This window comes from Roseovarius sp. EL26 (assembly GCF_900327775.1).
Classification (GTDB): Bacteria; Pseudomonadota; Alphaproteobacteria; order Rhodobacterales; family Rhodobacteraceae; genus Roseovarius.
Genome location: NZ_OUMZ01000005.1, coordinates 556,954 through 583,654 on the forward strand (window position 1 = coordinate 556,954; position 26,701 = coordinate 583,654).

Sequence of the window (26,701 nt, forward strand, 5' to 3'; positions counted from 1 at the left end):
GGGCCAAATTATAAAGCTTTAGGTGCCTGATTTGATCTTTGTCCACATCCGGGTCGCTTTACGCTGAACCTTTGGCGGATAGGATTCCTTGATGTAGAGGTTCTTTACAGTCTCTTCATCAGGGTAGATCGCGGTGTCGTCGATTACGTCTTCAACCAGAAACTCTTGCGAGGCCAAGTTGCCGTTGGCGTAATAGACATAGTTGGACGCCGCCGCCATGTTTTGCGCGTCCATGATGAAGTTCAGGAACTTATGCGCACCTTCTGGGTTTGGTGCGTCGACCGGGATGGTCATTTGGTCGAACCACATCAGGGCGCCTTCTTTTGGGGCGTTGTATTCGATTTCTACACCGTTCTCGGCCTCAGCCGCGCGGTCACGGGCTTGCAGAATGTCACCTGACCAGCCGAAGGCCACACAGATGTCACCGTTTGCCAAAGCGTTGATGTACTCTGAGCTGTGGAACTTTTTGATATAAGGGCGGACCGCCGCCAGAATGGGCTCTGCCTTTTCCACGACTTCAGGATCCATGCTGTTTGGATCTTCGCCGATGTATTTCAGCGCCGCCGGGATCATCTCATCCGGGGCATCGAGGAAATAAACGCCGCATGAGGCCAGCTTTTCCATGTTGGCTGGATCAAATACCAATGCCAGAGAATCCGTTGGTGCGTCATCACCAAGTGCTTCGGCAACTTTTGCGGTGTTTATGCCCAGGCCAGTTGTGCCCCACATGTAGTTGATTGAATATTCATTTCCGGGATCATATAGCGCGGTGCGATCTTTGATCGGTTCCCACATGTTTGCGGAATTGGGCAGCTGTGATGCGTCCAATTTCTGGAACGCACCTGCCTGGATCTGGCGGGCCATGAACGAGCCGGTCGGAACAACCACGTCATAACCTGAGCCACCAGCCAGCAGTTTGGTTTCGAGGACTTCGTTGCTGTCGAAGACATCGTAGATCAGATCGATCCCGGTTTCCTCTTCGAATTTCGCCAGTAGTTCTTCGTCGATGTAATCGGACCAGTTATAAACCCGCACCTCTTCTGCCGCAGCGCTGAGTGCGCCAAGGGCCAGAGTGGCGGTTGTGGTCAGGATTAGTCTTTTCATGGTTTTCTCCCGTTGGTCGGCATGTCTATGACGCCTTGCGCGGATTTGATCAAATTATTACGCGTTTGGCAATATGGTAATGTTTTCACGCAGAGGCTAAACTCGCAAGAACAGAGATAGATAAAGCCGCAACAAGGGCCCTAAAAATGAACAAGCCAGACAAAAAAATCGGCCAAGTGGTTCAAACAGCAGGAAGATTGCCTGCGCATGAGGTTGTATACCGCCGGTTAAGGGACCTGATTTTGTTTGGTGATTTAACACCGGGACAACCCGTAACAATTCAGGGTTTGACCGAGCGATTGGAGACGGGCATGACCCCGGTCCGCGAGGCAATCCGGCGCCTTACGGCTGAAAGCGCGTTGGAGTTTCAGGGTAACCGGCGCGTGTGTGTTCCGCTTTTGAATGCGGATAATATCAGCGAGTTAATTCTTGCAAGACAATGGCTTGACCCGCATCTGGCACTTCGCGCGACAGAACGTGCGACGCTGGAGGATCTGGATTTTCTTACAGCGATTGATTCGGATCATGACAATGCCATTAGAAAAGGGGACCTAAAAAGCTATCTGGAGCTTAATTATAAGTTTCACAAGCGGTTGTATAAAATTGCGGATGCGCCGATTCTTGCAGATCTGGCTGACGGGTTGTGGTTACGTTTTGGCCCATCTTTGCGTGTTGTTTGTGGCCGGATGGGAACGCAGAACCTGCCTGATAAACATAAAGAAGTTCTGAATGCTATGCATGCACGGGATGCTGAGGCCGCGGCCCGCGCCATTCGTGAGGATGTGATTCAAGGGATGGAGCAAGTGCGTCACGCTTTAGAGATTGAAGCCGCGCAGCATTGATTCGATTGACACGAAAAAATTTGATCATATTTTAGGGGCAAGCTTCGATGACCAAGCTTGGACATTGGTCACGTATAATTTCTTTAATGAGAAGGGCCTGTCATGACAGTCATTTCCAACCATATGCCGACGGCAGAACTTCAGGCGCTTGATGCGGCTCACCATTTGCACCCGTTTACCAATGGCGGCGAGCTGAACGAAAAAGGCGTGCGTGTTATTACACGCGCGACCGGTTCGACCTTGACCGACAGTGAGGGTAACGAAATTCTGGATGCCATGGCGGGCCTGTGGTGTGTGAATGTTGGCTATGGCCGCAAAGAAATGGCCGAAGTGGCTGCGCGCCAGATGCTTGAGCTGCCGTATTACAACACGTTCTTCCAGACCACACACGTTCCGGCGATTGCCTTGTCCGAACGTCTGGCGAAGTTGTCCCCTTACGATCTGAACCATGTGTTTTATGCGGGTTCGGGATCTGAGGCGAATGATACTAACATTCGTCTTGTACGCACCTATTGGGCCGAAAAAGGCCATCCTGGAAAGAAAACCATCATCGCGCGCAAGAATGGCTATCACGGGTCAACGGTGGGCAGTGGTTCGCTGGGTGGTATGACTGGTATGCATGCGCAGGGTGGCATGCCGATCCCGGACATTCATCATATCGACCAGCCAAACTGGTATGCTGAAGGTGGAGACATGGACCCGAATGAATTCGGGCTGCAGCGTGCGCGTGCACTGGAAGAGGCCATTCTGGAACTGGGTGAAGACAAGGTTGCTGCCTTTATCGGTGAGCCTATTCAGGGTGCAGGCGGGGTGATCATTCCGCCAGAAACATATTGGCCGGAAATTCAGCGTATCTGCGAGAAATACAACATCTTGCTGATCGCGGATGAGGTGATCACTGGTTTTGGCCGGACGGGCAACTGGTTTGGTTCAGAAACGTTCAACATCAAGCCGCATATCATGACCATCGCCAAGGGTTTGAGCTCTGGCTATGCGCCAATCGGCGGATCGCTGGTCTGCGATGAGGTGGCTGAGGTGCTGAATGGTTGCGAATTCAATCACGGCTATACCTATTCGGGCCATCCGGTAGCCTGTGCGGTTGCTTTGGAAAACCTGCGCTTGCTGGACGAAGAAGGTATCGTTGAAACAGCGAGTAAAGAAACGGGTCCGTATCTTAAGCAAAAATGGGACAGCCTTAACGACCATCCGTTGGTTGGGGAAACCCAGATCTGTGGCATGATGGGATCTCTGGCTCTGACACCGCATAAAGACAGCCGGGCGCAATTTGCGGCAGAGGCCGGTACGGCGGGTCTGATCTGTCGCGAGCATTGTTTTGCTAATGGTTTGATCATGCGTCATGTGGGAGACCGGATGGTGATTTCGCCTCCACTGGTCATCACCAAGGGTGATATCGATGCATTGGCTGAACGCGCATGGAAGGCGCTGGATCAGGCGCATGCGCAGCTGAAAAGTGAAGGGCTGATGCAAGCGGCTAGCTAATAGCTGGCTGGCGGGGTCGTTTGTGGAGAATCAGAATCGGGTCAAAGTTGGTGCCCGTCGATTTTTCATTTGAATACCTGTGATTTTCAAGAAACCGCAAGCAGCTTGGCTCTTGTGGTTTCTTATTAATCTAGGTCTTTTGAAGGCCAATTGCCTGTATTTGGATATGGCGAATTGCCTATAATTATGATGGTTTGCGCATATTGAAACGGTCTATTGTGTGTGGATCTCAGTATCATTCGTGTATTTTATGAACGAAATGGTCGTCTGAAAGCGGGTGTCGCGAATTCGGAAGAAAATGCCGCATTGAGCTTGCACCGCGACATTTTTCGGAGTTTAGTCTGGGGCAAACGTGGAACAACCACGACTAAACAATGGGGAGACACAGTTGGCCGAGCCACGCAACAACGATGCGTTCGTTGAGTTTGAACGCGTTCAGAAAAGTTATGACGGCGAAACACTGGTCGTAAAGGATCTCAATCTCGCATTGCCCAAAGGTGAGTTTCTCACGATGCTTGGGCCCTCAGGATCTGGTAAAACCACTTGCCTGATGATGCTAGCTGGATTTGAGACGGCGACACACGGATCGATCAAACTGGACGGTGTATCGATCAACAACATCCCGCCGCATAAACGCGGAATTGGTATGGTGTTCCAGAACTACGCCCTGTTCCCACATATGACGATTGCTGAAAACCTGAGCTTCCCATTGGAAGTGCGCAAAATTGGCAAGTCGGAGCGTGAAGCCAAAGTGAAGCGCGCGCTGGAGATGGTTGAAATGGGGGCCTTTGGTGGCCGTCGGCCGGCACAGTTGTCAGGCGGTCAGCAGCAGCGGATCGCTTTGTCACGTGCACTGGTGTTTGAACCTGAGCTGGTTTTGATGGATGAACCGCTGGGCGCGCTTGATAAGCAGCTGCGCGAAAAAATGCAGTTCGAAATTACCCACCTGGCACACAGCCTTGGCATTACAACGGTTTACGTGACGCACGACCAGACTGAAGCGCTGACCATGTCAGACCGCGTTGCGGTGTTTGATGATGGCCGTATTCAGCAGCTGGATCCACCGGATACGCTGTATGAAGAGCCCAAAAACAGCTTCGTTGCGCAGTTTATTGGCGAAAACAACACGCTGTTGGGAACTGTTAAAGAGCTCAAGGGTGGTCAGGCGCTGGTTCAGTTGGATGATGGCGAACTTATCGATTGTAAGCCGGTGAATGTGAGCGCAGTTGGCGATCGCACCCGTGTGTCAATCCGGCCAGAGCGTGTTGAGTTTAACAAAGACCGCCTGCAAGAGGGCGCGCATACGCTGAAAGCGGAAGTGCTTGAGTTCATCTACATGGGCGACATCTTCCGCACACGTCTGCGGGTGGCTGGCAATGACGAATTTATCGTCAAGACACGGAACGCGCCGGATCAGGTGCGTTTGCAGCCGGGTGAGCAGATCGAGATCGGCTGGTTGCCGGAAGACTGCCGCGCACTAGATGCCTAAGGGCTAAAGAATATCGCATGTCCTTGGGCGTGCGATGGATAAAGAGTTCCAATGTTCGCCCGTGACGGGGCTCTAATAATGTTAGCAGCGGGCTAATTTAGGGAGACTACTGTATGACACTGACCAAAACACTGCTTACAACGACAGCGCTGACTGTTGCAGCAGGCGCGGTTGCAGCTGAGGAAATGACCATCGTTTCCTGGGGTGGCGCTTATACTAAATCGCAAAAGAACGCATATCATGACCCGTATTCGGAAAAATCTGGGGTCACCATCATCAACGATGATAGCTCTGCCGAAGCGGTTGCAAAGCTGCGTGCGATGGACGAAGCGGGCAACGTGACATGGGACGTTGTGGACGTTGTTGCGGCTGACGCTTTGCGTCTGTGCGACGAAGGTCTGGCAATGGAAATCGACCCAGACACCATGTTGGCGCCTGCGCCGGATGGCACACCTGCGTCGGAAGACTTTGGCGACCTGCTGGTTGGCGATTGCTTCATTCCGCAGATCGTTTATTCGACCACATTTGGCTATCGCACTGACTTGGTAGGTGACACACCACCAAGCAAGATTTGTGACGTCTTCGATACCGAAGCTTATCCTGGTAAGCGTTCGCTGGAAAAACGTTCGATCAACAATGTCGAATGGGCACTGCTCTGTGATGGTGTTGCCAAGGAAGACGTTTATGACGTTCTGGCAACTGAGGAAGGTCAAGACCGAGCGTTGGCCAAACTGGACACCATCAAAGACGACGTTGTCTGGTGGTCTGCCGGTGCGGATACGCCACAGCTTTTGGCGGACGGCGAAGTTGTGATGGGTTCGACCTACAATGGTCGTCTGTTCAGCGTGATCGAAGAGCAAAAGCAACCTGTTGCGATGCTTTGGGACGCTCAGGTGTTTGACCTTGATGGTTGGATCATTCCTGCGGGTCTGAGCGATGAGCGCAAAGCGCGTGCTCTGGACTACATCATGTTCGCGACAGACACACAGCGTCTGGCCGACCAAGCGAAATGGATCTCTTATGGTCCGGCGCGTAAGTCTTCGGCACCACTGGTTGGCAAGCACGCTGATCTGGGTATCGACATGGCACCACACATGCCAACCGATCCAAACAATGCTGCGAACACGTTCCTCTATAACTACGAGTTCTGGGCGGACTATCGCGACGACATCGAAGCCAAGTTCCAAGCGTGGCTGGCACAATAAGTTGTGCTGAATGATTAAGGAAAGGGCCGAAAAACGGCCCTTTCCATGCCGTAGACCTCTGCGGCCCTATAAATAAAATAATAAGAACCGATGGGGATGAAGATGAGTGACACTGCCGACAAAGGCCCGGTGCTGGCCGCTGACGGGACACCGTTAAAGCGCAGCCTCAACCGTGCTTTGAGAGTCCAGAAAACGCGTGCCTTGCTGCTGATTGCGCCGCTGCTGTTTTTCGTACTGGTTTCCTTTATCATCCCGATCATTTCGATGCTGTTCCGCTCGGTTGAGAACGACATCGTCATCAATACGCTGCCCGAAACAGTGCCAATTCTGGCGCAGTGGGATTCCTCATCGGGGGAATTGCCGTCGGAAGAGGTGTATGCCGCGATGGCGCGCGACATGATCGTAGCGGTAAAGGCCAAAAAACACACGAAACTGGCCACCCGTCTGAATTATGAAAAAACCGGCATGGCGTCGATGTTCCGCAAATCGGGTCGGAAGATCAAAAAATGGGATCCCACTGCGGATGCCCCATACAAGGAAAAGTTCATCGAGCTGCACAAGGGCTGGGGTGATGTAGAAAACTGGAAAACTATCCAGACTCACGCGGGAAAGTATACCAACGGTTACTTCTTAAATGCGATCGATATGCAGAAGACACCGGATGGCATCGAGGCACAACCTGACAATAAAAAGGTACTTGTGAAGCTGTTTGTCCGCACGTTGATCATGTCATTGATCATCATGGGATCTTGCATTTTGCTAGGCTATCCGATCGCCTGGATCTTGGCGAACCTGCCGGCTCGGCAAGCAAACATGCTGATGATCTTAGTCCTGCTTCCATTCTGGACGTCGCTTTTGGTGCGGACATCCGCATGGAAGGTGATGTTGCAGCAACAAGGTGTGATCAACGAGGTTTTGGTCTGGTTAGGACTTGTGGCTGATGATGCGCGATTGGTGATTATCAACAACCAGTTTGGTACTGTTGTTGCGATGACGCACATTCTGTTGCCGTTCATGATCTTGCCGATGTATTCGGTGATGCAGACCATTCAACCGACATACCTGCGCGCGGCAAAATCCATGGGCGCGACGAATTGGACAGCGTTCTGGCGGGTTTACTTCCCACAATCGATCCCAGGGATTGGTGCGGGTTCGATCCTCGTCTTCATCCTGTCGATTGGCTACTACATCACGCCTGAAATCGTTGGTGGCACCAAAGGTGTCTTTATCTCGAACCGGATTGCCTATCACATTTCCAGCTCTCTCAACTGGGGTCTTGCGGCCGCATTGGGGACAATCTTGCTGGTGGTGGTCCTTATTCTCTACTGGGCTTACGACAAGATCGTCGGCATCGATAACGTTAAACTGGGGTAAGGCAGATGGCAGCACTAACACCGATCTCACGCAAGCCAATGTCATTGGTCTTGCCAACTGTCGCCGCCGCAGGCGCGATCCTTGGCCTCTTTGTCGGGACCGCCAACGGGTCAGGCCCTCTGGGGATGGTCATTGGCGCGGCTTTCATTGCCGGACTGGCCTTGGTCTTTACTCAGGTGCTTAAGAACGAAAAGCTCGCGAAGTGGATTTCCATTATCGGGTTGGCCATACTTGGCTTTGTTTTTGGCGGCCTTCCCGCAGCCATCATAGGTGCACTTGCGGGGTGGTTTTATAGCTGGTTTATCTACTGGCTATATGAAGGCCGCTATCGTGCGCGCCTGTTGCCGTACCTCACACCTGGTCAGGTTTTGTGGCACTATGGCTTTCGGGTCATTTGTGGCGCGATCTTTATCTTCCTGATCACGCCGATTCTTGTGGTGATGCCACTGTCGTTCAACGCGCAGGACTTCTTTACCTTTACGCCAGAAATGCTGCGGCTTGATCCGGAAGGGTATTCACTCAAGCATTACCGCGATTTCTTTACCAACAACGAATGGCAACGTAGCTTTAAGAACTCTTTGTTGATCGCGCCTATTGCCACGGTGATCTCGGTGAGCCTTGGCACATTGGCGGCGATTGGTCTTTCGCAATCACACGTGCCAGGACGCCGGGCGATTATGGCGATTTTGATCTCGCCAATGATTGTTCCGCTGATCATCTCAGCCACAGGCATGTTCTTCTTCTACTCTCAGATCGGTAACTGGATGGAAGGTACGCTTGGCTTGAACAAAAACTTTGTGGGCTATGTGAAAGTGGTCCTTGCGCATGCGGTTCTTGGTATTCCCTTTGTGATCATCACAGTGACAGCGACACTTGTGGGCTTTGATCGCTCATTGACCCGTGCCGCGTCGAACATGGGGGCGGATCCGGTGACAACGTTCTTCCGGGTGCAGATGCCTTTGATCCTGCCGGGTGTGATTTCAGGCGGCCTGTTCGCCTTTATCACGTCATTCGATGAGGTGGTTGTGGTGCTGTTTGTTGGCTCTGCGAGCCAGAAGACATTGCCTTGGCAGATGTTCACTGGCCTGCGCGAGCAGATCAGCCCGACCATTCTGGCTGTGGCGACAATCCTTGTTGGAATCTCGATTGCTCTGTTGATGACGCTGGAATTCCTGCGCCGCCGATCAGAGCGCCTGCGCGGTATGAGCCCGCAGTAAAGTAGCGACACAGATACATAAAAAAGGGCGCCCATTGTGGCGCCCTTTTTGTTTTGGAATGGTGCGTTGATTATTCCCGAACCAGCTTTTCGTAGCCTTCGGAAATCTCGCGGGCGAGGGCGCCAACCTCAAAGGTGTAATCACCGATCTGGCCAACGGGGGTGACTTCGGCGGCGGTGCCGGTCAACCAGCATTGTTCAAAGCCTTCTAGCTCGCCGGGCTCGATGTGGCGCTCATGCACCTTGATCTGGCGCTCTTCCAGCATACCGATGACGGTCTGACGGGTGATGCCGTTGAGGAAGCAGTCCGGCTTAGGTGTGTGAACCTCGCCGTCCTTGACGAAGAAGATGTTTGCACCGGTCGCCTCGGCCACGTAGCCGCGATAGTCAAACATCATCGCATCCGAGCAGCCTTTGGCCTCGGCCGCGTGCTTGGACAGGGTGCAGATCATATAGAGACCGGCGGCTTTGGCGTGGCTTGGAATGGTTTCCGGGCTTGGGCGTTTCCATTTAGCGATGTCGAGCTTGGCGCCTTTCATCTTGGCGTCGCCGTAGTAGTTGCCCCATTCCCAGGCGGCGATGGCCAGACGAACCGGGTTGCGTGCGCTGGCGACACCCATGTCTTCGCCCGCGCCACGCCATGCAACGGCACGGATGTAGGCATCGGTGAGACCATTTTCTTTCAGAACCTGTTCTTTGGCGGCTTCAATCTGGTCAACCGAGAAGGGGATCTCAAAGTCCAGTTGATCAGCCGAGAAGTGCAGGCGTTCGGAGTGCTGGCGGCTTTTGAATATCTTGCCGTTATAAGCCCGCTCCCCTTCGAAGACCGAGCTAGCATAGTGCAACCCATGTGTCAGAAGGTGCACATTGGCATCGCGCCAGTTGACCATTGCACCATCCATCCAAATTTTACCGTCGCGGTCATCATAGGCAGCCATTGTCATTCTCCTAGGCTCATTTTTCATTTGTTGCGCGGGAAATGTCCGTATCGGACATAAAATTACCAAGAAACTGCGATTCGGTACCAGTTCACACTTGGAATGTCAACAAAGCTGACGTATTATCGTGTTGTAAAGTGTAAGTAACCGGGGTGCAGGATGGCCAGCAGATCAAGCGGTGACGATCTTCTCTTTCTAACGGATGAAAAGTTGAGGCAGGGGATCGAAGCGATGTTTTTTGCCTATCGCGGCTTTACGGCGGATCCTGATCGCATTCTAGAAACCATGGCTTACGGGCGGGCCCATCACCGGGCTATCCACTTCATTTCACGCAGCCCAGGCACAACGGTCAACAACCTGCTGAGCATTCTTGGTGTGACCAAGCAATCATTGAACCGGGTGTTGCGTACACTGGTTGAAGATGGGTTGGTTGAAAGCCGGGTGGGAAAGTCGGATAAACGGGAACGTAACCTGCTTTTGACAGAAGCAGGCGAAGCGCTTGAAAAGAAACTGAGTGATGCGCAACGTGTTCGGATGCGAACCGCGTATCGCAATGCAGGCCCAGAAGCCGTGGCCGGATTTCGTGCGGTTCTGGAGCAGATGATGGATGCGAAGATGCGCCGGCATTATCAGGCCATCAGGGAGAAAGACGTATGAGTGAACCAGCCCCCCACCTGTTAATTGTGGATGACGATGAACGTATCCGTGGATTGCTGCGCAAGTTTTTGGCGCGTAACGGCTTTCTGGTTTCTATCGCCCGCGACTCTGCCCATGCACGGCGGATCCTGTCGGGCTTGGAGTTCGATCTGATCGTGATGGACGTGATGATGCCGGGTGAAGACGGTGTTGCGCTGACGCGTAGCCTACGTGAAAATCTGCAAACGCCGATCCTGCTGCTGACTGCCAAAGGCGATACTGATGATCGTATCGCCGGGCTTGAAGCGGGTGCGGATGATTACTTGCCAAAACCGTTTGAGCCTAAAGAGCTGTTGCTACGGATCAACGCCATTCTGCGCCGGATGCCCGAGCCGGAACCAGAACAGGTGGCACCCAAGGTGCTGAACATGGGGCCAGTGCGATTTGATATCGAACGGGTCGAGATGATGCGCGGCGAAGAGTCTGTGCGCCTCACGGCGACCGAGGTACAGTTGATGCGGATCTTTGCCGAGCACTTACGCGAACCAGTAAGCCGCGCCAAGTTGGTCGAGGATCTTGGCCGCGATAAGGGACAGGCACAAGAACGCGCGGTGGATGTGCAAATTACACGCCTGCGTCGCAAGATCGAAACTGACCCAAAACAACCGCGCTATCTGCAAACGGTGCGCGGTGAGGGGTATATGCTGATCCCGGATTAAAGCGGTTATCTGGCGTAGCGCAACAACGCTGCGCCAATCAAGGTCAGCATAGTCGAGAGCAGCTTGGCCAGATCCAGGCGCTCCTTAAGGAAGAAAACACCGATGAACAGGGCAAAGATGATGCTGGTTTCGCGCAGGGCGGTGACCACGGCAATAGGGGCTTGCGTAAAGGCCCATGTAATCAGCGCATACGCGATGAACGATGCGCTGCCTCCGATCAGAAAGATCTTACGTCCACGAGTGAAGACCGCCCTAAATGTACCCGGTGAACGGGCGGCAATATAGAGTGCCATCAACAGGCTGTTGCCCAGCGCCAGCCACGCGAAAAAGCCCAATGACGTTCCTGAAACACGCGCGCCCAATCCATCAATCAGTGAATAAGAGGCGATAAATCCACCAGTGGTCAGGGCCATAAACGCGGCCTTGGCATTGCGTTGACCGTCAGCGCGACGCACCAATGTCAGGCTAATAATGCCGATGCCAATCAACGCGATTGCCAGTAACTCTGAAACGCTAAGCGTGACGCCCAAAATCGCAACGGAAATTGCAGCGACGATCAATGGGGCCGAGCCGCGGGCAATTGGATAAACTTGCGTCAGATCGCCAAGCTTATAGGATTGAAGCAAAAATATCTGATAGCCAAAGTGCAAACCAATGCCTGCAAATAGATAGGGCAGGGATGCCACAGCAGGAAGTGGCACAAACGCCAAGGCCAACACAGCAAACGGTGCGTGTCCAAACACAACGGCGGCCATGCTGGTCAGCTTGTCATCGCTGCCTTTGACCATCGCGTTCCATGAGGCATGCAAAAGCGCCGCCCCGATTATTGCAAGAAAAACAATCAGGGACATGGGCGTTTCCTTATCTACGTTTAACCGATGCTGCCGCGCGGGCCGTCGCCGACCTGACCGCGATGCAGCAGCAGATGGTCAAGAACGACGCAGGCCATCATTGCCTCGGCCACGGGCACAGCGCGGATACCGACGCAGGGGTCGTGGCGGCCTTTTGTGATCACTTCGGTCGGGCTGCCATCGATGCGGATCGATTTGCGTGGTGTCAGAATGGATGATGTGGGTTTGACGGCAAAGCGTACGACCACGTCTTGTCCGGTGGAGATACCACCCAAAATGCCGCCCGAATGGTTTGAGCTATATTCAGGGCCGTTGTCGCCCATGTAAATCTCGTCGGCGTTTTCGGTGCCTTTGAGGCGGGCGGCGGCCATGCCTTCGCCAATCTCAACCCCTTTGACGGCATTGATTGACATCATCGCGGCGGCCAGGTCTGTATCAAGCTTGCCATAAATCGGCGCGCCCAGACCGGCAGGGATGTTGCGGGCGACAACCTCGATCTCAGCGCCAACAGAGTTATGGTCTTTACGGATGGCTTGCAGGTAGGCTTCCCATTCGGGGGCGGCCTCGGCGTCGGGAATCCAGAAATCATTGCCTTCAATGGCGTCCCAGTCAAACCGGCTGCGATCAATTTCCAGATCGCCCATGCGGGTCATGTAGCCTTTGATCTCAACATTAGGGGCCAGTTCTGCCAACGCGGCACGGGCCAAACCACCTGCGGCGACGCGGGCTGCGGTTTCACGGGCAGAGCTGCGACCACCGCCGCGCGGGTCACGCAGGCCGTATTTTTGGTGGTAGGTAATGTCGGCATGACCGGGGCGAAAGGTCTTGGCAATCTCGCCGTAATCCTTGGAACGCTGATCGGTGTTCTTGATCATCAGCTGCACCGGCGTGCCGGTGGTTTGCCCTTCGTACACACCAGATAGGATTTCCACTGCGTCAGGTTCATTGCGCTGCGTGGTGTTTTTGTTCTGGCCGGGGCGGCGTTTATCAAGCCATTGTTGCAACATCTCTGGCGTGATCGGCACACCCGGAGGGCAGCCGTCAACCGTAGCGCCCAAAGCGGGTCCATGGCTTTCACCCCAAGTGGTGACACGGAAGAGATGACCAAATGTATTCAGGCTCATATGCGGCGCTCCTTTGAGAGCGGTGTATCGCTGTGTGCGCTGTGCCTCAAGTGGTTTTAGGTAATCTGCTTTGTGGCTTTGATAAGGATTTACCAGTGGAGGATGCTGCAATGCATCCGGGGACCGCTCAGAGCCAGATCAAACATACCGGGAATGGCTATAGTGCGGAAAGAATTAAGGCCGCCAATCCGAAACACAACCCCACGACTAGAACAATCGAGCGCCAGCCGGGCACATCGAGGTATGATTTATGTGGTTTTCGAGGGTTGTAAAAAACAGTTACATTGGCCCCCTCATGCCGCTCTATTCCACGAAATTGATATTTTAGGAGCGCGCGCAAATTGTGGGTGACAGACACGTACCATGCATTCAGGCGATCACTTTCATAAGTCACGCCATTAACGGAATAGCTGTAACGTACCATAGCTATATATTCGCGTTCATCAGTTGAAGTGGCGCCCATGCCAGAACCTTCAATTCCTTCCTCGTGCAATACGCCGACGACGCTTGGCCAACGGCTGAGCCAGAACATGCGAACAAACGCAATTACCGCCATCAACGCAAAATAGCCGGCGGCTCCCAGAATGATGGCATCACGATCACCCGAAAAAAGCTGTTCCAGAAAAGTGTTCATGATAAAGAAATAGTAATGAGCATCAGATGATTTAACTCCCAAATGAATGTTTTATTACCACTGCCTTAAGTTACCATATAAGACGCCTTATACACGAGGGAACGTTGGCGTGGTGCGGTTAAATTTTCCGTGAGCTGCAATGCCGGCTAAGTCCCGCATATCCGTCTTTGCGCAATAAAAGCTGGCTCCTAAGTGCATTCTTGCTGTAGGCGGGCACCATGTCTGATTATTCCCCCCCCGATACGCCGCTTGATGTCCTGCATGAGGATTATGAAATTGTTGCCGTCAACAAACCTGAGGGGTTGTTGTCCGTTCCGGGGCGGGGAGAACATTTGGCGGATTGCCTGCTGACCCGCGTGCAAGAGGCGTTTCCGACAGCACTTTTGGTGCATCGGTTGGACCGCGATACATCAGGCGTGATGGTGTTTGGCCTGACGCCACATGCGCAGCGCTCATTGTCGATGCAGTTTGAGACCCGCAAAACCAAAAAGACATATGTCGCGCGAGTTGAGGGAACGCTGCAGGACAAGGTCGGGACCATTGATCTTCCGCTTATTGTGGATTGGGAAAATCGCCCGCGTCAAATGGTTTGCCATGAGACGGGTAAAGAGGCGATCACTGATTGGCGGGTTTTGAAAACCACAAAGGATGAGACCCGTGTGCGGTTACTGCCGCACACCGGCCGGAGCCATCAGTTACGCGTGCATATGCTGGCGCTGGGGCATCCGATTCTGGGGGATCCGCTTTATGCCGAGGGCGCGGCTGCTGAGCATGAGCGGATGATGCTCCATGCACAGGAATTGCGGGTAAACCACCCTGAAAGCGGACGTGGCATGTCGTTTCGGGCGAAAGTGCCGTTCTGATCGTTGATGCTCTCTTGCCCCTTGCCGATAGATCGGGCAGGGAATGCGTGAAAATCTATCAAAGGACATCAGACCATGAGCGATATCGTACGCCACCACACCGGACAGCGGTCCAGCAAGATCGTATCTTACAACGGCGTGATCTATCTGACGGGTCAGGTCGATGACACGCATGAGGATGCCGCGGGGCAAACCCGTGCCTGTCTGGAGAAGGTCGAGGCCCTGTTGGAAGAAGCGGGATCAGACAAGACCCGGATCTTGCACACAACGATCTGGTTGGCTGACATCAACGATTTTGCTGAGATGAATTCGGTATGGGACAACTGGGTTGCTCCCGGCCATGCGCCTGCACGTGCTTGCGGTGAATCCAAACTGGCGCGGCCAGTGCTCAAAGTTGAGTTTCTGGTGATTGCGGCAGAAGGCAAAGCATAAATAAAACCTGCCTGCAATGCTGATGGACGCGGCCAAGTGGTTGCGCTATCAGATCGGTGGAATTCTATCTTGAAAGGCGCGCCCATGTCTGGCCACGGCACCCCCATCCCGATGACGTCGTATAAATCATCCGGCCTGTCCGGGGTGGCAGATGTACCTGGGGACAAGTCGATCTCGCATCGATCACTGATTTTGGGTGCGATGGCCGTGGGTGAAACCAAGATCACAGGCTTGCTGGAAGGTGAGGACGTGCTGGACACGGCCAAGGCAATGCAGGCTTTTGGTGCGGAAGTGACCAAGCATGAAGATGGGTCGTGGTCCGTGCATGGCGTTGGGGTTGGTGGTTTTGCTGAGCCTGATCAGGTGATGGATTGTGGCAACTCGGGCACTGGTGTGCGCCTTATTATGGGCGCGATGGCGACCTGCCCGATCTCGGTGACCTTCACTGGTGATGCCAGTCTGAACAAACGGCCAATGGCGCGGGTCACTGATCCGCTGGCATTGTTCGGGGCGCAGACGGTTGGGCGTTCTGGTGGGCGTTTGCCGATGACGATTGTTGGGGCCGAAAGCCCCGTGCCAGTGAATTACACCGTGCCGGTGCCGTCGGCACAGGTTAAATCAGCGGTGTTGCTGGCGGGTTTGAATGCGCCAGGCCAGACCGTGGTGATCGAACAGGAAGCCACGCGAGACCATACAGAGCGGATGCTGGCGGGCTTTGGCGCTGAGATCAGCACAGAAGAGACCAATGATGGTCGGGTGATCACCCTGACAGGTCAGCCCGAGCTGAAGCCGCAAACCATTGCGGTGCCGCGTGATCCGTCAAGTGCAGCCTTTCCGGTTTGTGCAGCGTTGATCACCGAAGGGTCGGATGTCTTGGTGCCAAATATTGGCCTGAACCCAACCCGTGCGGGCTTGTTTGATACGCTACGCGAGATGGGCGCGGATCTTGTTTATGAAAACATGCGCGAAGAGGGCGGTGAACCTGTTGCCGATCTACGTGCCAAGTATTCGCCTAACATGAAGGGCATCGAGGTGCCTGAGTGGCGCGCAGCCAGCATGATTGACGAATACCCTGTTCTGTCTGTGGTCGCAGCAAATGCAGAAGGACAGACGGTCATGCGTGGTGTTAAAGAATTGAGGGTCAAGGAATCCGACCGGATTGATGCGATGGCCCGCGGCCTGCGCGCCAACGGGGTTGAAGTCGACGAAGGCGATGATTGGTGGATTGTCACAGGCATGGGTATCGGGAATGTTCCGGGCGGCGCAACCTGTGCCAGTCATCTGGATCACCGGATTGCGATGTCGTTCATGGTGCTCGGTTTTTCCACACAACAGCCCGTCAGCGTGGATGACGGCGGCCCGATTGCGACCTCCTTTCCGATTTTTGAACCTCTGATGACACAGTTGGGGGCTGATATTCGTAGCGAATAACGGAATGGGGCTTTGCCAACTTCGGTAGACGTTGTAGTTGAGAAGTCATGTTCTTTGCTTCCTAGGGCTGAACGGCGATGACGGATTTTTTCGATTTCTTGCATTATGTGCCCCCTTATGATCTCGATGAAGCAGGTGTTTATCGTCTGAACCAGCGTTATCGTTTGATTGTCGAGCCCTTTGCTTCGGATCTAAAAAATGCGCGGGTTCTTGACTTGGCTTGCCATGATGGGCGGTGGTCTTATGCCCTTGCAGCAGCAGGAGCGCGAGAGGTGACCGGTGTCGAAGCGCGTCAGGAACTGGTTGACCGGTTTGCAGGATTTCCGGAAATAAATTTCAAACCAAATGTAAAGCTGCTCTGTGGTGACATTTTTGATGTCATGGAGAAAATGGTTGTGGACGGCATGCAATTTGACGTGATTGCAGTCTATGGGATTTTCTATCACATCATGGACCACATGCGGCTGCTGAAACTGTGCCAGAAGCTTGAACCGAAACTGATCATTATCGATGGCGAATTTATTGAAGCCAACAATGGTATGATTCAATTGGTTCTGGAAAACACTGAAAATGTGCTCAACGCGACGCCAATATCGGGCAACTTATCGCAGACGGTTGTAGGGATACCCAGCCGCCAAGCCACGGAAATGATGGCCGAGGCTATAGGTTACGAATTGGCGTGGCTTGATAAAGAACGAATATTGGGCCGGGATCGTCAGGGTATGCACGACTATTTTCGAAAAGCGCGAAAGGTGAGGAGCACCTGTACGCTCAGAACGTCGTAATTGCTGATTTAGTTGCGGATGCTGTGACGGATTAAGCCCGGGAGGGCGCCGGTCATAGCGCCCAAGCCGTCGGCTATTAAATCGCCCAGCTCTGCGCCCCGTCCGAACATGGGCTGTATCAGTTCGATTATACCGCCATAGCAAATGGCAAGCGGCACCAGCCACAATACTGCCTGAGGGCGGACCCAACCCATGGGCAGGGTCAAAAACGCAAACGCCAAGAAATGCACTTGTTTGTCGTTCAATATCCAAGGATCGCTTGACGAGCCGGGGGGCTTGAGCGTGCCATAGGCTATGAGCAGGGCAATGGCGCAGGTGAGCACAAGGGCGATTGGGTTTTTCATTGGTGCGACATATAACGATCTGATGACGTGAGAAAGCCAGATTATTAAGGTACCAATTCCGTCGTTTTTTATGAAAGTTCAGGAGGCGAAATTGTCAGAAATCCCAATCCGTTCGTTTATGGTATCTTTGATCGTCCTACGAAAAGTAGAGACCGAAGCTGAGGTGTTACTGCTGAAGCGGACGCAGACGCTTACCGGTGAGTGGTGTCAGGTTGCGGGTGGCATTGAGGGAAACGAGACCGCCTGGCAGGCAGCGTTGCGTGAGTTGATGGAAGAAACTGGGTTGTCGGCGCTCAAGCTATATTCTGCAGATATATGTGAGCAATTTTATGAGGCGGACCGCGATGCAATCACGATGGCGGCGGTGTTTGTCGCAATTGTCGGTGATAATGATGTGATATCATTGAACCACGAGCATAGTGATTTTCAATGGGTCTCATTTGAGCAGGCCAGAGATATGGTGCCATTTGCGGGGCAGCGAAATGTATTGCGGCACGTCGAAGAAGAGATTGTCAATCGCCCAGTCCATCCACAACTTCTATTGTTTGAAGGGTGACACGTTGAGATCCGAATCTATGGCCGTTTGAGTGTATGATTTCTGGCGGCATAACCCCAAAGAGGTATGCGCATCTTTGGGTGTCTCGGGCGTGATATCGCTAACGATGAGAAGGCTTCAAACAGGAGGAATCGCTGAAAACATGTGGAAAGCAGCGCTTTTTCAAGATTTAAATTCGGCACATTCGGTCGCACTCTGGTTATCTAGCTGAAAAGTAACAATATTCACTGCCTAGAAGACTGGGCTAACTGGCTTGCGAGGTGAGCGCGGCTCTGCTACACCCACGCGGAAAATCGGTGTTCCTTACGGTGCGCTGTGTTTAAACGCCCCCGGAGCCAGCCGCTAAGAGCTACAGCCGGGGCCAATATCGGAAGGGTGGACGTGTCCGAACCAGCTTCGATCTCATCTGGCATTGCTGACCGCTATGCCACCGCGATCTTCGAAATTTCGAAAGAGTCCAGCTCTTTGACGAAACTCGAGAAGAATTTAACTGATCTTGCCGCGGCACTGGACGACAGTGCCGAGCTGCGCGACCTGATCCAGAGCCCGGTTGTGCCTCGTGCAGAACAAGGGGCTGCGATTGCTGCGGTTGGCAAGAAAATGAAACTAGTTCCCGAGCTGCAAAACGGCCTGAACCTGATGGCGCAAAAGCGCCGTCTGTTTGTTCTGCCGCAGCTAGTTGCGCAACTAAGCGCGCGCATCGCCGAGGATAAAGGCGAAGTGACTGCTGAAGTGACCAGTGCTAAGGCGCTGACCAAGACGCAGTCCGAAAAACTGGCCAAAACGCTGAAAGCGCGCGTTGGCAAGGACGTCAAGATTAGTGCGACCGTTGATGAAAGTCTCATCGGCGGTCTTGTCGTTAAGGTGGGCTCGAAAATGATCGATACGTCGATCGCTTCGCGCCTGAACTCCCTACAGAATGCAATGAAAGAGGTCGGATAAATGGGTATCCAAGCAGCAGAGATTTCTGCGATCCTGAAAGACCAGATTAAGAATTTCGGACAAGAGGCTGAAGTGGCCGAAGTTGGCCGGGTTCTGTCTGTTGGTGACGGGATTGCACGGGTTCATGGTCTGGACAATGTTCAGGCTGGTGAGCTGGTCGAATTCCCCGGTAACGTTATGGGGATGGCCCTGAACCTGGAAGCCGACAACGTCGGTATCGTTATCTTCGGTTCCGACCGTGAGATTAAAGAAGGTGATACCGTTAAGCGCACCAAATCCATCGTGGACGTGCCAACTGGCGACGGCCTGCTGGGTCGTGTTGTTGACGGACTGGGTAACCCGCTGGACGGCAAAGGTCCGATCAAGTCGGATACCCGTGGTCTGGCAGACGTTAAAGCGCCTGGCATCATTCCACGTAAATCGGTTCACGAACCGATGGCAACGGGTCTGAAATCAGTTGACGCGATGATCCCGGTTGGCCGTGGCCAGCGTGAGCTGATCATTGGTGACCGTCAAACAGGTAAAACAGCCATCGCGCTGGACACCATCCTGAACCAAAAAGTTTACAACGAAGCCGCTGGCGACGATGAAGGCAAGAAACTGTACTGCGTTTATGTCGCGGTTGGTCAAAAGCGTTCCACCGTTGCGCAGCTGGTTAAGAAGCTGGAAGAAAGCGGCGCGATGGAATACTCCATCGTTGTTGCCGCAACCGCGTCTGACCCGGCTCCGATGCAGTTCCTGGCGCCATATTCGGCAACAGCGATGGCAGAGCACTTCCGTGACAATGGTCGCCACGCTCTGATCATCTATGATGACCTTTCCAAGCAAGCGGTTGCGTATCGTCAGATGTCACTGCTTCTGCGTCGTCCACCCGGTCGTGAAGCCTATCCTGGTGACGTTTTCTATCTTCACTCCCGCCTGTTGGAGCGTTCGGCCAAGCTGAACGAAGATAACGGTTCCGGCTCTCTGACGGCTCTGCCTATCATTGAAACACAAGGTGGTGACGTTTCAGCGTTTATTCCAACCAACGTGATTTCGATCACTGACGGTCAGATCTTCCTTGAAACCGAACTGTTCTATCAGGGTATCCGCCCGGCTGTGAACACTGGTCTGTCAGTTTCTCGCGTGGGCTCTTCTGCTCAAACAAACGCGATGAAATCTGTTGCTGGTCCGGTTAAACTGTCACTGGCTCAGTACCGCGAAATGGCTGCCTTTGCGCAGTTCGGTTCCGACCTTGATGCCGCAACTCAGCAGCTGCTGAACCGTGGTGCGCGTTTGACCGAGCTGATGAAACAGCCACAGTATTCGCCGCTGACCAACGCTGAAATCGTTTGCATGATCTACGCCGGTACCAATGGGTATTTGGACAAGATCGACGTGAAAGCTGTTGGCCGTTATGAAGCCGGTTTGCTGGCGCACCTGCGTGGCAAGCACAGCGACCTGCTGGATTACATCACCAAGGAAGACCCGAAGATAAAAGGGGAAGCCGAGGACAAGATCAAGGCAGCGCTGGGCGAATTCGCAGCAGACTTCGCATAAGGGGAGACAGGCATGCCGTCCCTTAAGGACCTTAAAAACAGGATCGAGTCGGTCAAATCGACCCGCAAGATCACCAAGGCCATGCAAATGGTGGCCGCCGCAAAACTGCGGCGGGCCCAGGAAGCGGCCGAACAATCGCGCCCGTACACGGAGCGGTTCAACAACGTCATGGGCAAGCTGGCATCGTCAGTTGGCGATAGCGCTGGTGCGCCCAAACTGTTGTCTGGAACCGGATCGGATCAGGTGCATTTGCTGGTTGTGATGACGAGCGAGCGCGGGCTTTGTGGTGGGTTCAACTCGAACATCGCCAAAATGGCGCGTGTTGAAGCTCAAAAACTGCTGGCTGAAGGCAAGACCGTCAAGATTGTCACGGTGGGTAAAAAAGGTCGGGACGCGATCAAACGCGATCTGGGCGAGCACTTTATCCATCATGTTGATTTGAGCGAAGTCAAGAAATTGGGCTATGCTAATGCACAAAGCATTGCGGCCGATATTCTGTCGCGCTTTGACGCAGGTGAGTTCGACGTGGCGAAGATCTTCTTCTCACGGTTCCAGAACGTTGTGACCCAAATCCCAACCATTCAGCAGATTATCCCAGCGGATGTCAGCGCGTTTGATACGGGTGAGGATGACGGTGCGTTCTACGACTACGAACCTGATGAAGCCGCGATTTTGGCTGACTTGCTGCCTCGTGGTGTGGCCACAGCGATTTTCAGTGCTCTGCTGGAAAACGGTGCATCCGAGCAAGGCGCACGGATGTCTGCGATGGACAACGCCACCCGCAACGCTGGTGAGATGATCGACAAACTGACAATTCAGTATAACCGCTCACGTCAGGCTGTGATCACCAACGAGCTTATTGAAATTATTTCGGGCGCTGAAGCGCTCTAAACGACCGGAGACGAAACATGGCAAATGCAAAAGGCACAGTCACGCAGGTGATCGGCGCCGTGGTGGACGTTCAGTTCAGCGGCGACCTGCCCGAGATTCTGAACGCTTTGACCACCGACAACAACGGTAAGAAACTGGTTCTGGAAGTTGCGCAACACCTTGGTGAAGGCACTGTCCGGACCATCGCGATGGACGCGACCGAAGGTCTGGTTCGCGGTCAGGCCGTGGCCGACACTGGCGCACCGATTGCTGTTCCAGTCGGAACGGCGACCTTGGGCCGCATCATGAACGTTATCGGCGAGCCGGTTGACGAACAGGGTGAAGTTGCGGCAACAGAAACGCGCGCCATCCACGGCGATGCACCGACGTTTGCTGAGCAGTCGACAGCAACTGAGATCCTGACAACAGGTATCAAAGTTATCGACCTTCTGGCACCTTACACCAAAGGTGGTAAAATTGGTCTGTTCGGTGGTGCCGGTGTTGGCAAAACCGTTCTGATCATGGAACTGATCAACAACATCGCGAAGGTGCACTCTGGTGTGTCCGTGTTCGCGGGTGTTGGTGAGCGGACCCGTGAAGGTAACGACCTGTATCACGAGATGATCGAATCCGGCGTTATCGTTCCTGACAACCTGTCAGAATCGAAAATTTCGCTGGTTTACGGCCAGATGAACGAGCCTCCAGGTGCGCGTATGCGTGTTGCCCTGTCAGGTCTGACACTGGCGGAACAGTTCCGTGATCAATCTGGTTCCGACGTTCTGTTCTTCGTTGATAACATCTTCCGCTTTACACAAGCCGGTTCCGAAGTTTCGGCCCTGTTGGGTCGTATTCCTTCGGCTGTGGGTTACCAGCCAACACTGGCGACCGACATGGGCGCGATGCAGGAACGGATTTCATCGACCAAAAACGGTTCGATTACATCTGTTCAGGCCGTATATGTTCCTGCGGATGACTTGACTGACCCTGCTCCTGCGACATCGTTTGCGCACCTTGATGCGACAACCGTTCTGGACCGTGCGATTTCAGAAAAGGGTATTTACCCTGCTGTGGATCCACTTGGCTCGACCTCGCGTCTTCTAGACCCGCTGGTCATCGGTGAAGAGCACTACAAAGTAGCAACCGACGTTCAGCAGATTCTGCAGCGTTATAAGTCGCTTCAAGACATCATCGCCATTCTTGGCATGGACGAACTGTCAGAAGAAGACAAACTGGCCGTGGCCCGTGCGCGTAAGATCGAACGCTTCTTGTCGCAGCCGTTTGACGTTGCGAAAGTGTTCACCGGCTCGGACGGTGTTCAGGTTCCATTGGAAGACACGATCAGCTCGTTCAAGGCGGTTGTTGCTGGTGAATACGATCACTTGCCAGAAGGCGCCTTCTACATGGTTGGCGGCATTGACGATGTGATCGCGAAAGCCGAAAAAATGGCAGCGGAAGCCGCCTAATACTGCGATGTAAGACGGGGCCCCGGTTCACTTGGGCCCCGACGAACATGACAAGGAGGGCCTTATGGCTGACACAGTGCAATTCGATCTGGTATCGCCCGAGCGCCTGTTGACTTCGGTCGAGGCAACCGAGGTGCAGATCCCCGCATCCGAAGGTGACATGACAGCAATGCCTGATCACTCGCCTCTGATCACCACGCTGCGCCCGGGTATCGTCAAAGTAACTGGCAAGACCGGAACCAGCGAATACGTTGTGACCGGCGGTTTTGCCGAAATCAACGGCAGCAGCATTTCGATTTTGGCAGAGCGTGCGGTTGCACGTGACACCATGACGAAAGAAGACTTCAAGTCGATGATCGACGAAGCTAATGCCCGTCTGAGCAATGCGCAAGACGCGTATCAGAATGAGCCTGGCCCGGTTGACGAAGCGGCCAAACTTTTGTCGGACATGGTTGCCATCGGTGACGAGATCGGCCTGAGCGCGAACTAAGACACCATCACATTGTGATGTAAAAAGGGGCCTGAGTGGCCCCTTTTTTGTTGCTTATAGTCCATATGGGTCATGCGGGCGGAGCGGAATTGATCAATGCTGGTGATCTGGTGACTTCCGAAGAGTTCCCCTTTGGGGCTTTGACTAGAATATTTGATATGATCTGCCCCGGTTAGCCTGTGCTGGCCGGGGCAATTTGCTTTGAAACTGCGTTTCCGCATATCATTAAGCGAAAGTGGTAAGGGTTATTTTGAAAAGAGAGTATGGCGCAGATATCACTCGAACAATTCAATGGGCTAGTTGACACTATCTATAGTGCGGGCGCAGATCCGGCGAAATGGCATGAGCTGGTTGACCAGTTGGACCGCGTGCTGGACGGCGTATATCTTACACTTTACGGCCACGACATGCGCAGCGGTTTGGCGATGGGCCAAATCACCAGCCGTTATTCGCAGGAGTATCTTGACCGCTACATTGAATATTATTCCCAGATAAATCCGTTTCCAAAGGCGATGGCTCATTTGCAGCCGATGGATTTTCGCGCCTGCGGTCAGAAGATTGACCGCAGCGCATTTATGAACAGCGAATTTTACAATGACTTTTTGAAGCCGCAAGAAAACATCGGCGGTGGTGCCGGCGGGATGTTGTGCAACACACAAGATCAGATGCTAATTCTGGCGGGGCATGTTCGGTTAAAGCAGGAAGAGAAAAAGACCGAACTGTTGTTGGAAACCTTCAACCTTCTTGCCCCACACATTCGCCGCGCGTTTGAAATGCAACGTGTGCTGCAGGGACAAAAGATCGAGGCACGCGTGGCTGAACTGGCCTTAGACCGGGTTGGGCATTCGGTGTTTTTGTTGAATGATCAGGCTAAAATTCTGTTTGCCAACGGCAGTGCACGCAAGTTGCTGCGCTTGGGACACGCCGTTCGTGAGGATAGAGAAAAACGTTTGTGTCTTCGTGATCAGCATGCAGAGACGTTGATGATGCGCGCGTTGGCGCATCGGGAACACGATTCACTTGCTGTTGGGGCCGCAAGTTTTGTCGTGCAGATTGAGGCAGGAGTGCGGGTTGTTGCCACGCTTAATCCGTTCAGATTGGACGATGAAATAGCGTCAGAAGCGTCGTTTCTGATGGACGGCGGGAACGCGGCCTCGATACTTGTTCTGGCAAATGCGAAGCCTGAGCTGGCTGCGGCGTCTGAGGCGCTTGCCTTGCTGTATAACCTTACCCCGGCCGAGTGTGGTATCGCCGTAGCTGTAGCGCGGGGAGAGGCTCTATTGGATATTTCAGGGCGTAAAAACATCAGCCTCAATACGGTGCGCAATCAGCTCAAATCGGTGTATGATAAATCTGGCGTACGCAGTCAGTCAGCACTGACGGCGTTAGTGCATCGCCTGGCGCCGTGATGAGAAACGGGTGTCTAATGGTGTGAAATCTCAATTAGGTCCTCAATTTACTCGTATTTTTGACGAAAACACAATTTATGAGATTGACGTGCCGTGCGACTCTCTTTGTATTATACTACAGACGCGGATTTGGTAGCGTGAAAATATAGTGTGTTGTTGACGTTTATATGAAACAATTGGTTAATCAGATCGTCGGGATTGATCAGGGTGATAATATCCTGTTCTCAGATTTTGAAGATGGCGGTGAGATGTGGACGGGCAAAGGCCCGCGCATGCGCCGCAAAGCGCTTCGGTTCAGTCAACCTTTCAAGTCGCCGCCTGCAGTACATGTAGCCCTCTCGATGTGGGATATGGATACGGCGGTCAATGCGCGGGCGGATGTCTCTGCTGAAAATATTACCAAGAATGGCTTTGATGTCATATTTCGAACTTGGGGGGACACGCGAGTGGCTCGGGCTCGTATCAGCTGGTTGGCTATCGGTGCGCTTGGGCATGCCGATGACTGGGAGCTTTATTGACACAGTCGTTGTCTTGCTGACTGCCATGAATGGACAGTCACGCAAATATTTCCTATCGGAGCCTGAGTGAAGCAGAAAGCAGACCCCATGGCAAAGCGCAAACCCTTTGAAATTGGCGACCATGAAGTTGAAGCCGGAACACGGCGAACCATCGATGTCCCTGTCAGTACGCTTAGCGATCACACACCGGTCAACCTGTCGGTACATGTGGTGCACGGGCGCAAACCCGGCCCGATATTGTTTGTCTCAGCCGCCATTCACGGGGATGAGGTGATCGGGGTGGAGATCGTGCGGCGCCTGCTCAAGGCGACAGCGCTAAAATCGATGGCTGGCACCTTGCTGGCGGTGCCAATTGTGAACACCTATGGATTTTTGAACCATTCACGTTACCTGCCAGACCGGCGTGATCTCAATCGCTGTTTTCCCGGCGGAAGTCAGGGATCGATGGCCTCTCGCTTAGCACATATTTTCATGACGGAAGTGGTCCGGCGTTCAAATGTCGGGATTGATTTGCATTCAGCGGCGATCCACCGCAACAACCTGCCGCAGATCAGACTAACCACCGGCAATCAGCACCTGGCCGAGCTGGGGCGTGCCTTTGGTGCGCCGGTGATGATGCAATCCAAGCTGCGCGAAGGTTCTTTGCGTATGGCGGCAGAAGAGGCTGGCGTCGATGTATTGCTGTTTGAGGCTGGCGAAGGGTTGCGTTTTGATGAACTGGCTGCGCGTTCAGGCGTCAGTGGTATCCTGCGGGTCATGCAGCATTTGGGCATGGTTGGCAGCAAAGGGGTGCCGAAAGTCAAACATGCACCGGTTTTGGCCGGAGATTCGAGCTGGTACAGGGCACCGGCAGGCGGGTTGTTCCGTGGCTATGTTACCATTGGCGATGTAGTGCAACCGGGCACCGTACTGGGCGCCATCTCTGATCCGTTCGGTGAAGTGGAAGACGAGGTCTATGCTGAAACGCATGGGATCGTTATTGGCCGAACGAACATGCCTGGTGTCTATGAGGGTGATGCCCTTTTTCACATTGCGGAAACTGCGCGGGCGGATGCGGCTGCCGAAGGGGTAAATGCCCAACTTGAGGCAGCCCCACTGTTTGATGAAGATGAGATCATCTGAAACGCCACGATTGTTAACCAGCTAGACAGCATCGTTAACCAACACGTTTAGGCCACATCATATTTCGATAACGTATCTGTAAGGCTTTTACAGAGTATGGAATTCGCTGCATGCACTCCTGCGTTTTCTCGTTGATGAGCGCTGTGTGTACAGTGGCTTGCCAATAATACCAAAACTATTGGTTCTGTGGTTTTAGGGTGGATATATATTAAGAAATTATTTCACAAAGAGCACCTTTGCCCGGCTAGTCAGGCAACATCGGCAGATCAAAACGTCAATTGCCATTCGTTAAATCAACCGTGGGC

Annotated in this window: 27 protein-coding genes; 21 read left to right on the plus strand and 6 right to left on the minus strand. The window is 53.4% G+C overall.

Going from position 1 to position 26,701, the window contains the following annotated elements; genetic code table 11:
- Positions 1–18: 18 nt before the first annotated feature.
- Positions 19–1,104 (minus strand): polyamine ABC transporter substrate-binding protein, encoded by a 1,086-nt coding sequence (locus tag D9A02_RS04565; protein ID WP_120499779.1) that lies wholly within the window; start codon positions 1,102–1,104, stop codon positions 19–21.
- Between the two features lie 146 nt (positions 1,105–1,250).
- On the opposite strand from D9A02_RS04565, the gene D9A02_RS04570 reads away from it, so the two are divergent.
- The 6 genes from D9A02_RS04570 to D9A02_RS04595 all read left to right on the plus strand — a co-directional run bounded on the left by D9A02_RS04570 (position 1,251) and on the right by D9A02_RS04595 (position 8,731).
- Positions 1,251–1,946: a GntR family transcriptional regulator gene (locus D9A02_RS04570; protein WP_120499780.1), complete on the plus strand. Its 696-nt coding sequence runs from the start codon at positions 1,251–1,253 to the stop codon at positions 1,944–1,946.
- Positions 1,947–2,048: 102 nt separating this feature from the next.
- Positions 2,049–3,446, plus strand: coding sequence for an aspartate aminotransferase family protein (locus D9A02_RS04575; RefSeq protein ID WP_120499781.1), 1,398 nt, complete (start codon positions 2,049–2,051; stop codon positions 3,444–3,446).
- A gap of 388 nt (positions 3,447–3,834) precedes the next feature.
- The gene (locus D9A02_RS04580; protein ID WP_120499782.1) at positions 3,835–4,935 is read left to right on the plus strand and encodes an ABC transporter ATP-binding protein; all 1,101 of its coding nucleotides are present in this window, start codon (positions 3,835–3,837) and stop codon (positions 4,933–4,935) included.
- A 113-nt stretch (positions 4,936–5,048) separates the two neighbouring features.
- Positions 5,049–6,140 carry an extracellular solute-binding protein gene (locus tag D9A02_RS04585; RefSeq protein ID WP_120499783.1) on the plus strand — a complete coding sequence of 364 codons (1,092 nt, stop codon included), beginning with the start codon at positions 5,049–5,051 and terminating at the stop codon, positions 6,138–6,140.
- Positions 6,141–6,242: 102 nt separating this feature from the next.
- Positions 6,243–7,514, plus strand: coding sequence for an ABC transporter permease (locus D9A02_RS04590; RefSeq protein ID WP_120499784.1), 1,272 nt, complete (start codon positions 6,243–6,245; stop codon positions 7,512–7,514).
- Positions 7,515–7,519: 5 nt separating this feature from the next.
- A complete protein-coding gene (locus tag D9A02_RS04595) occupies positions 7,520–8,731 on the plus strand; it encodes an ABC transporter permease (RefSeq protein WP_120499785.1) in 1,212 nt (403 codons plus the stop codon).
- 70 nt (positions 8,732–8,801) lie between these two features.
- Here the strand turns inward: D9A02_RS04595 and D9A02_RS04600 are convergent, their stop codons facing one another.
- Positions 8,802–9,668: a branched-chain amino acid aminotransferase gene (locus tag D9A02_RS04600; RefSeq protein ID WP_120499786.1), complete on the minus strand. Its 867-nt coding sequence runs from the start codon at positions 9,666–9,668 to the stop codon at positions 8,802–8,804.
- A 159-nt stretch (positions 9,669–9,827) separates the two neighbouring features.
- Here D9A02_RS04600 and D9A02_RS04605 point away from each other — a divergent pair, with 159 nt between their 5' ends.
- Positions 9,828–10,325: a MarR family winged helix-turn-helix transcriptional regulator gene (locus D9A02_RS04605; protein ID WP_120499787.1), complete on the plus strand. Its 498-nt coding sequence runs from the start codon at positions 9,828–9,830 to the stop codon at positions 10,323–10,325.
- Complete coding sequence (locus tag D9A02_RS04610) at positions 10,322–11,023, plus strand: response regulator (RefSeq protein WP_120499788.1); 702 nt, start codon at positions 10,322–10,324, stop codon at positions 11,021–11,023. Before D9A02_RS04605 ends, D9A02_RS04610 begins: the two co-directional genes overlap by 4 nt.
- Positions 11,024–11,028: 5 nt before the next feature.
- Here the strand turns inward: D9A02_RS04610 and D9A02_RS04615 are convergent, their stop codons facing one another.
- The 3 genes from D9A02_RS04615 to D9A02_RS04625 form a co-directional block, all read right to left on the minus strand.
- Positions 11,029–11,874 (minus strand): DMT family transporter, encoded by an 846-nt coding sequence (locus D9A02_RS04615; protein WP_120499789.1) that lies wholly within the window; start codon positions 11,872–11,874, stop codon positions 11,029–11,031.
- 20 nt (positions 11,875–11,894) lie between these two features.
- Complete coding sequence (gene aroC, locus D9A02_RS04620) at positions 11,895–12,998, minus strand: chorismate synthase (RefSeq protein WP_120499790.1); 1,104 nt, start codon at positions 12,996–12,998, stop codon at positions 11,895–11,897.
- 157 nt (positions 12,999–13,155) lie between these two features.
- The gene (locus tag D9A02_RS04625; protein WP_120499791.1) at positions 13,156–13,632 is read right to left on the minus strand and encodes a DUF3592 domain-containing protein; all 477 of its coding nucleotides are present in this window, start codon (positions 13,630–13,632) and stop codon (positions 13,156–13,158) included.
- A gap of 218 nt (positions 13,633–13,850) precedes the next feature.
- Between D9A02_RS04625 and D9A02_RS04630 the strand changes: the two genes are divergently transcribed.
- The 4 genes from D9A02_RS04630 (at position 13,851) to D9A02_RS04645 (ending at position 17,143) form a co-directional block, all read left to right on the plus strand.
- Positions 13,851–14,495 carry an RluA family pseudouridine synthase gene (locus D9A02_RS04630; protein ID WP_120499792.1) on the plus strand — a complete coding sequence of 215 codons (645 nt, stop codon included), beginning with the start codon at positions 13,851–13,853 and terminating at the stop codon, positions 14,493–14,495.
- A gap of 75 nt (positions 14,496–14,570) precedes the next feature.
- Positions 14,571–14,927: a RidA family protein gene (locus tag D9A02_RS04635; RefSeq protein ID WP_120499793.1), complete on the plus strand. Its 357-nt coding sequence runs from the start codon at positions 14,571–14,573 to the stop codon at positions 14,925–14,927.
- Between the two features lie 84 nt (positions 14,928–15,011).
- The gene (gene aroA / locus D9A02_RS04640; RefSeq protein ID WP_120499794.1) at positions 15,012–16,358 is read left to right on the plus strand and encodes a 3-phosphoshikimate 1-carboxyvinyltransferase; all 1,347 of its coding nucleotides are present in this window, start codon (positions 15,012–15,014) and stop codon (positions 16,356–16,358) included.
- Positions 16,359–16,435: 77 nt separating this feature from the next.
- Positions 16,436–17,143 (plus strand): methyltransferase domain-containing protein, encoded by a 708-nt coding sequence (locus D9A02_RS04645; RefSeq protein WP_120499795.1) that lies wholly within the window; start codon positions 16,436–16,438, stop codon positions 17,141–17,143.
- Between the two features lie 8 nt (positions 17,144–17,151).
- Here the strand turns inward: D9A02_RS04645 and D9A02_RS04650 are convergent, their stop codons facing one another.
- Positions 17,152–17,487, minus strand: coding sequence for a VanZ family protein (locus D9A02_RS04650; protein ID WP_120499796.1), 336 nt, complete (start codon positions 17,485–17,487; stop codon positions 17,152–17,154).
- A 91-nt stretch (positions 17,488–17,578) separates the two neighbouring features.
- Here D9A02_RS04650 and D9A02_RS04655 point away from each other — a divergent pair, with 91 nt between their 5' ends.
- The 9 genes from D9A02_RS04655 (at position 17,579) to D9A02_RS04695 (ending at position 26,396) form a co-directional block, all read left to right on the plus strand.
- Positions 17,579–18,043 (plus strand): NUDIX pyrophosphatase, encoded by a 465-nt coding sequence (locus D9A02_RS04655; RefSeq protein ID WP_120499901.1) that lies wholly within the window; start codon positions 17,579–17,581, stop codon positions 18,041–18,043.
- A 381-nt stretch (positions 18,044–18,424) separates the two neighbouring features.
- Positions 18,425–18,985 (plus strand): F0F1 ATP synthase subunit delta, encoded by a 561-nt coding sequence (locus D9A02_RS04660; RefSeq protein WP_120499797.1) that lies wholly within the window; start codon positions 18,425–18,427, stop codon positions 18,983–18,985.
- Positions 18,986–20,524, plus strand: a complete 1,539-nt coding sequence (gene atpA, locus D9A02_RS04665; protein WP_120499798.1) for a F0F1 ATP synthase subunit alpha — start codon at positions 18,986–18,988, stop codon at positions 20,522–20,524.
- Positions 20,525–20,536: 12 nt separating this feature from the next.
- Complete coding sequence (locus D9A02_RS04670; protein WP_120499799.1) at positions 20,537–21,415, plus strand: F0F1 ATP synthase subunit gamma; 879 nt, start codon at positions 20,537–20,539, stop codon at positions 21,413–21,415.
- Positions 21,416–21,432: 17 nt separating this feature from the next.
- On the plus strand, positions 21,433–22,857 hold the full coding sequence (gene atpD, locus D9A02_RS04675) for a F0F1 ATP synthase subunit beta (RefSeq protein WP_120499800.1): 1,425 nt from the start codon (positions 21,433–21,435) through the stop codon (positions 22,855–22,857).
- Between the two features lie 64 nt (positions 22,858–22,921).
- Positions 22,922–23,347, plus strand: a complete 426-nt coding sequence (locus tag D9A02_RS04680; RefSeq protein ID WP_120499801.1) for a F0F1 ATP synthase subunit epsilon — start codon at positions 22,922–22,924, stop codon at positions 23,345–23,347.
- Positions 23,348–23,610: 263 nt separating this feature from the next.
- Positions 23,611–24,756, plus strand: a complete 1,146-nt coding sequence (locus tag D9A02_RS04685; protein ID WP_120499802.1) for a LuxR C-terminal-related transcriptional regulator — start codon at positions 23,611–23,613, stop codon at positions 24,754–24,756.
- Between the two features lie 167 nt (positions 24,757–24,923).
- Positions 24,924–25,274: an H-type lectin domain-containing protein gene (locus D9A02_RS04690; RefSeq protein WP_120499803.1), complete on the plus strand. Its 351-nt coding sequence runs from the start codon at positions 24,924–24,926 to the stop codon at positions 25,272–25,274.
- A gap of 87 nt (positions 25,275–25,361) precedes the next feature.
- Positions 25,362–26,396, plus strand: coding sequence for a succinylglutamate desuccinylase/aspartoacylase family protein (locus D9A02_RS04695; RefSeq protein ID WP_120499804.1), 1,035 nt, complete (start codon positions 25,362–25,364; stop codon positions 26,394–26,396).
- The last annotated feature ends 305 nt before the right edge of the window (positions 26,397–26,701 follow it).

Coding starts and splice junctions, on each gene's coding strand:
- D9A02_RS04565 (WP_120499779.1), bottom strand. CDS start 1,104: ATGAAAAGACTAATCCTGACCACAACCGCCACTCTGGCCCTTGGCGCA.
- D9A02_RS04570 (WP_120499780.1), top strand. CDS start 1,251: ATGAACAAGCCAGACAAAAAAATCGGCCAAGTGGTTCAAACAGCAGGA.
- D9A02_RS04575 (WP_120499781.1), top strand. CDS start 2,049: ATGACAGTCATTTCCAACCATATGCCGACGGCAGAACTTCAGGCGCTT.
- D9A02_RS04585 (WP_120499783.1), top strand. CDS start 5,049: ATGACACTGACCAAAACACTGCTTACAACGACAGCGCTGACTGTTGCA.
- D9A02_RS04590 (WP_120499784.1), top strand. CDS start 6,243: ATGAGTGACACTGCCGACAAAGGCCCGGTGCTGGCCGCTGACGGGACA.
- D9A02_RS04595 (WP_120499785.1), top strand. CDS start 7,520: ATGGCAGCACTAACACCGATCTCACGCAAGCCAATGTCATTGGTCTTG.
- D9A02_RS04600 (WP_120499786.1), bottom strand. CDS start 9,668: ATGGCTGCCTATGATGACCGCGACGGTAAAATTTGGATGGATGGTGCA.
- D9A02_RS04605 (WP_120499787.1), top strand. CDS start 9,828: ATGGCCAGCAGATCAAGCGGTGACGATCTTCTCTTTCTAACGGATGAA.
- D9A02_RS04610 (WP_120499788.1), top strand. CDS start 10,322: ATGAGTGAACCAGCCCCCCACCTGTTAATTGTGGATGACGATGAACGT.
- D9A02_RS04615 (WP_120499789.1), bottom strand. CDS start 11,874: ATGTCCCTGATTGTTTTTCTTGCAATAATCGGGGCGGCGCTTTTGCAT.
- aroC (WP_120499790.1), bottom strand. CDS start 12,998: ATGAGCCTGAATACATTTGGTCATCTCTTCCGTGTCACCACTTGGGGT.
- D9A02_RS04625 (WP_120499791.1), bottom strand. CDS start 13,632: ATGAACACTTTTCTGGAACAGCTTTTTTCGGGTGATCGTGATGCCATC.
- D9A02_RS04630 (WP_120499792.1), top strand. CDS start 13,851: ATGTCTGATTATTCCCCCCCCGATACGCCGCTTGATGTCCTGCATGAG.
- D9A02_RS04635 (WP_120499793.1), top strand. CDS start 14,571: ATGAGCGATATCGTACGCCACCACACCGGACAGCGGTCCAGCAAGATC.
- aroA (WP_120499794.1), top strand. CDS start 15,012: ATGTCTGGCCACGGCACCCCCATCCCGATGACGTCGTATAAATCATCC.
- D9A02_RS04645 (WP_120499795.1), top strand. CDS start 16,436: ATGACGGATTTTTTCGATTTCTTGCATTATGTGCCCCCTTATGATCTC.
- D9A02_RS04650 (WP_120499796.1), bottom strand. CDS start 17,487: ATGAAAAACCCAATCGCCCTTGTGCTCACCTGCGCCATTGCCCTGCTC.
- atpA (WP_120499798.1), top strand. CDS start 18,986: ATGGGTATCCAAGCAGCAGAGATTTCTGCGATCCTGAAAGACCAGATT.
- D9A02_RS04670 (WP_120499799.1), top strand. CDS start 20,537: ATGCCGTCCCTTAAGGACCTTAAAAACAGGATCGAGTCGGTCAAATCG.
- atpD (WP_120499800.1), top strand. CDS start 21,433: ATGGCAAATGCAAAAGGCACAGTCACGCAGGTGATCGGCGCCGTGGTG.
- D9A02_RS04680 (WP_120499801.1), top strand. CDS start 22,922: ATGGCTGACACAGTGCAATTCGATCTGGTATCGCCCGAGCGCCTGTTG.
- D9A02_RS04685 (WP_120499802.1), top strand. CDS start 23,611: ATGGCGCAGATATCACTCGAACAATTCAATGGGCTAGTTGACACTATC.
- D9A02_RS04690 (WP_120499803.1), top strand. CDS start 24,924: ATGAAACAATTGGTTAATCAGATCGTCGGGATTGATCAGGGTGATAAT.
- D9A02_RS04695 (WP_120499804.1), top strand. CDS start 25,362: ATGGCAAAGCGCAAACCCTTTGAAATTGGCGACCATGAAGTTGAAGCC.